Below are 4,588 nucleotides of genomic sequence, written 5' to 3'. Positions count from 1 at the left end.
TTGCAAAGTCTGACGGTCTTGGATCGTCGCTGGCCTGACGACACATCGAAGCTCCGGTTCGGCAGGGCGACTTGGTAGGTCACCCGCTCCAACCGGAGCTTCGTTGCGTACGAGACGGGACGGCCACCAAGCGTCACACCACCGTGACCTGCAACTTTCCGCTACCACTGGGACTTTGAAACAGCCCTGCCTGACCGGGCGCTGTGCCGCCACCCGAAACCCGAGTTCCTTCCGGATATACTGGCAGCGGCGCTCAGCGGCCCGGCCCGTCAGGACGTCGATAGCCGATACTTTCGCGGCCACACCAGGGTCGCTCTCCTACGAAATCCCGAAGACATGCATGCAGCGCCGTGCATAATCGCGCAGTGTTCCACCCAGGCTACGGATTTCATCCCGAAAATTGCGGGCGTCGTCCTTGATGCCTGACTCGGTAGGGAGGTACGCGAGGCTGAAGTAGCGGACAAGGGCGCTTTGTTCCTCTTCTGTCAGTGTTCCCCACTCACCGCGGCTGTCCCCGCATGCTTTGGCCAGCTCATCTGTGCATGCGGCGAAGGCGAAGTATGGGCTCTGCCACTCTTTTTCCCACCGGTCGTAATTTGCGTTGAGGCGCGCCACTTCGCTTTCTGTTGCTACACGAGAGACCATCTTGGCGATGATAGCGCCCTGCTCTTTTGCCCGTTCGTTAGTCATGCCGACCTTTCTGTTTTTCGGTTGTGATTGAGGAGTTCGACTGGGCTCGCCTTCGAACCTGCGTGCACCGGCTAGCGGGCCGAGTCCTAGGGCCAGTCTTTCGCGCAGGCCGTCCTGCGCTGTCTGCGCGCCCTGGTGGCCGCCGTGGGCGGCCACCTCATACCACTTCAGTGCCTCGGACGAGTTTCCTAGCCGGTCCTCGTAAAGGAGTCCAAGCCAATACGCCCCGAAGATATTTCCGCGCTGCGCCGATTCTTTGTACCAGTACATCGCTTCATCTACATCAAGAGGCTCGGCAGGGTAATTCCCTCCTTCGAGGGTGGCTCGCGTTTTACCCTCTAGAAGGAGCCCCAAGCGGCCCATTGCATCAGTTTGTCCCAACTTGGCTGCTGCACGGTATAGTCTCTCCATCTCGACAAGGTTCTTCAAGCCAGTGCCGTCCCAGTCCGTTTCCAGGGCATAGGCGGTGGAGTACATTTCATCGGCGCTCATGCCGCCGGGGGGCGCGTTCATCAAGCTGCCAACCGCCGCAGGGTTACCCCCTCGAGATTCGCTGACAGGTGACTTAGAAATTTGTGCGTTCAACGGCGCCGGAGCAGCGTTGAACACCGCGCCGGAAAGATCCGGTGCGGCCTCAAGTACCTCTGGGTTTGCGCGGTTTCGCGCGAAGACGAAGGCGGCGGCGTGATCGCTGACACGGCAACCGGGCGCAGGTTTGCCGTCACGCACCAATGCGTCGGCGACCTTGTCGAAGATCGGACCCAGGGTGAGCCCGGCCGGGTGGTCGGGGATACCGCGTTCGATGAGGTCGACCAGGTATTTGGTGAAATAGGTCTGTGGTCGTGGGCTCTCTGCTGAGGTTTCGAACCAGGCGGTGTTGAACTCGCCGCTAGCCATCATCAGGTAGAAACCTGGCGAACGCGGTATGTCGTGTGTTCCAGCCAACCTGCTGTCGTGGCCGGCGGCCAGGCCGGCGAAGCAGCAGTCCAGGATCGCGATCTTTGTGGCCGCCTTGCTCGCCCGAAAAGCGAGACGAACCGCGTCGAAGGTGAGACTGGTGGTAGTGCGCAGGACCGGATCGGGGCTGGAGTCGCCCAGCGCGAGGCAGAGTCTGTCGTCGTTGTCGTACTGGCCGTGACCAACGTAGTAGAAGAGCGCGACATCCACTGCATTGCGTAACCACAACACCAGCTCGTGGGGCAGATCGCCAGACTTGGCACGATTGTCGACGACCGCCACTTGGTCCTCGGGCCAGCTGCCGCACAGCGGGCTGGTCAGCAAGCTCCGCATCCTGTGAAGACTGTGCTGGGCCGCAGGCACAGGCGCCAGGTGGCGGTAGTCCCAGGTGCCGATCAGCACAGCCCGGGATTGTGAAAAGTCACCATCCAGGGCGTCAGGCATCCAATGCCTTTTCCACGATGGGCATTGCGTCGTCCACGTTGTTGACGGTGATGGTCACCGTCCTGTCCGTGGTCTTCACAGTGACCGATACGTTGGAACGGCGGGACCGGATGAATGCTGGCAGCGTTCTGACTGCTACCGCGAGCGCACCGCTTCCAGCGGCGACCACCTGCAGAACATCCCAGACCCCCAGTTCCCCGTCCGCGGGCCCACCCGGTATTTGAGTGACCTCCACCCCGGGGACCCGGCGTAGATGCTCGCGCAGCGAGCGCAGCTCGCCCGGGTCCGACACTGACACCTCAACAAGGTGGAACGCTGCCCCGACCAACTTTGGCCCTCTCGCTTTGTCCGCACTGCGACGGGTGAGCCCCAGATCATTTCAGGAAACAGTCCCCTTTGTGAAGGGAATCGGCCGACTACAACCTCCGCTTCGACGGAGCGAGTTCACACACGTCCGACTGGCTGCCCGTCACCGGCATCCGCTGGTGACGGGAGCGCTTGATCAGGATGTCGCGCATACGGGATGCCCGGCTCTTCCCCTGACATCCCGCCCAGGCCGGCTACCAGATCTTGGGCCGCCGCTTGTTCCGCACCGCCCAGTCCACCGCCTGGTCCTGCTTCGTCGCGAAGTTCCCGAAGTTCAGTGGCCGGCGACTCTCGTCGACCATCGCAACACAGAACAATTCCCGACCAACGGCGGCAGCCAGAGGTGGTGGCGTCATCTCCACCAGGTCAGCCACCTGCCCATAGACCGGATCGGAGACCGCGGCGAACCTCAGCCGTTCCACGAGCTTGGCGCGGGCCTGTTCGCCGGTGAAATAGGGCTCGTGCGCCCCGTCGATCTGACGGCCGTTGCCGTGTGCATCGAACCCGCTCCACAACCACGCCCAGAGCCCGTCCATCCCCGCCCCCTCCTCCGACAGATGGCATAAGACTCTCAAGCTACCGAAGGCGGTGCGGGCCCTGACAGCGTTTCGCACACCCCGTACACATCTCGCGCTCCGTGGAACGGTACGCCCGACCCGGCACGACGCCGCAGCCTCGCGCAGATCCCGTACAACAGCCACCGCCAACCCGAGCCCCCAACTTTCACTCATGCCGCGAATCGGTCAGGCCGGTGGAGCTTGTGGTCAGCGAGCTGGTGACCAACGCCTACAAATACGCGCCCGGCCCGTGCCTGCTTGACCTGGAGGTCAGTGACGGCGCCGTAGAGATCAGCGTGTGGGACAGCGACCCGGCCCTGCCGGTGCCCCGGACCGCAGATCCGGGCCGGGTCGGCCAGCACGGCCTTGAGATCGTCATGGCCGTCTGCCGCACTTTCGAGATCCGGCGCGAGCCGGTGGGCAAGCGTGTGAAGGCCGCGATCGTTCTTGGGTGTAGTTCCTTTGAAGGGAAGGGTTGAGTAGGTCGCGGTGCGTGGGTCGGGCCAGGGTCACCAGCTCTTGATCACCGTGCGGCTTCCTCGCGTTGCTCAAGCCACTCGAGGTACCAAGTGCGGAAATTGTGGCGGTTTCTCTTTGCATCGACGTACGGCTCGAAGGGCGGGTTGACCGCGCAGTCCCGGTCGCGGAGTTCCCCGCGGTGCGGGCCGACGACGATGAGCCAGCCGGTCATCCCGCATCCGTTGTCGCTGATGGGGATCGCGCCCCGCCCGCGTTCCAGGAACCAGACATCGTCGCCGGCGTCGCCGAAGACCTTGCGGTAGTCGTCCAGATAGTCGTCGTCTTCGTCACGGGTGGTGGGTTCGTACCCGGCGGCGCGAAGGGTCGTTGTCTGCTGGTCGGCCCAGTCTTCCGTCTCGACGAACGGCCCACTGGGGTCCAGCAGCCAGGGATGGTCCTCGTCGTTCTCCCAGACCCATCCCCACTTCCCGTCGATTCGGCGCAACGACGTCAGGTCGAATGCCGGTCCGGGGCCGCCGGCTCCGACCTCCGCCAGAAACGTGCGGTACTCGTCGGGGAGCGCGACGCCGAACTGTGCTTCGACCTCGGCGATCTCGGCGGGAGTCAGGACGGGTTCGAACGTCGGGTATGGAGATGGCTCACGGCCACGGGCTCGGCACTCGGCCTCTTCCACGGCGATGACGCGTTCCCGAACTCCCGACCAATCCATGTGCGTGTTCACGGCTCTCCTATCGACGGCGAGCTCGGACATTAGTCCCTGCCCCCGACATCCGACCTCCGTCTGGGCTGTGTTCGCGGCCGCTCGTCTCTACCGTGGTGGTGGAGGAGGGTGGCAGATGGGCTCGCTGTTCGAGGAGTTGGAAGCCCGCGAGGCAGCGGCTCGGGCTCGGGTGGAAGAGCTGGAAGCCGAGCTTGCTGAGCTGTCCGGGAAGCTGGAGCTGGCCCGTGAGGGGCTGGAGCGTCTGCGGATCACGCGGGAGACGGTCACCGAGGTTCTCGCGGAGATGGAGCCTGAGATGCCCGTCGTGGCGGTCGATGCCGGAGGGTCGCGGTCGGGTGAGCGGGTGGTGTCGGCGTATGCGGGGGCCGAGCGG

At 63.9% G+C, this 4,588-nt stretch carries 4 protein-coding genes and 2 pseudogenes; 2 read left to right on the top strand and 4 right to left on the bottom strand.

The window, feature by feature from the left end:
• Window positions 1-318: 318 nt before the first annotated feature.
• From ACWGJ5_RS46440 to ACWGJ5_RS46430, 3 genes are all read right to left on the bottom strand, one after another.
• Window positions 319-2,049 (bottom strand): caspase, EACC1-associated type, encoded by a 1,731-nt coding sequence (locus ACWGJ5_RS46440; protein WP_453315621.1) that lies wholly within the window; start codon window positions 2,047-2,049, stop codon window positions 319-321.
• A gap of 34 nt (window positions 2,050-2,083) precedes the next feature.
• On the bottom strand, window positions 2,084-2,389 hold the full coding sequence (locus ACWGJ5_RS46435; RefSeq protein WP_453315620.1) for an effector-associated constant component EACC1: 306 nt from the start codon (window positions 2,387-2,389) through the stop codon (window positions 2,084-2,086).
• Between the two features lie 262 nt (window positions 2,390-2,651).
• Window positions 2,652-2,993 (bottom strand): hypothetical protein, encoded by a 342-nt coding sequence (locus ACWGJ5_RS46430; protein WP_453315619.1) that lies wholly within the window; start codon window positions 2,991-2,993, stop codon window positions 2,652-2,654.
• Between the two features lie 203 nt (window positions 2,994-3,196).
• On the opposite strand from ACWGJ5_RS46430, the pseudogene ACWGJ5_RS46425 reads away from it, so the two are divergent.
• A pseudogene (locus ACWGJ5_RS46425) lies at window positions 3,197-3,493 on the top strand (ATP-binding protein); the annotation flags it as partial.
• 44 nt (window positions 3,494-3,537) lie between these two features.
• Here the strand turns inward: ACWGJ5_RS46425 and ACWGJ5_RS46420 are convergent.
• On the bottom strand, window positions 3,538-4,245 hold the full coding sequence (locus tag ACWGJ5_RS46420) for an SMI1/KNR4 family protein (protein ID WP_453315618.1): 708 nt from the start codon (window positions 4,243-4,245) through the stop codon (window positions 3,538-3,540).
• A gap of 85 nt (window positions 4,246-4,330) precedes the next feature.
• Between ACWGJ5_RS46420 and ACWGJ5_RS46415 the strand changes: the two are divergent.
• Window positions 4,331-4,588: pseudogene (locus tag ACWGJ5_RS46415) on the top strand (hypothetical protein); the annotation flags it as partial.

Source organism: Streptomyces sp. NPDC054783 (assembly GCF_053611725.1).
Note: the sequence above shows the minus strand (reverse complement) of the source record. Positions and strands in the feature narration are given on the sequence as shown.

Excerpts from the sequence above, each read along its gene's own strand:
- ACWGJ5_RS46430 (WP_453315619.1), bottom strand. The coding sequence starts at position 2,993 with ATGGACGGGCTCTGGGCGTGGTTGTGGAGCGGGTTCGATGCACACGGC.
- ACWGJ5_RS46420 (WP_453315618.1), bottom strand. The coding sequence starts at position 4,245 with ATGTCCGAGCTCGCCGTCGATAGGAGAGCCGTGAACACGCACATGGAT.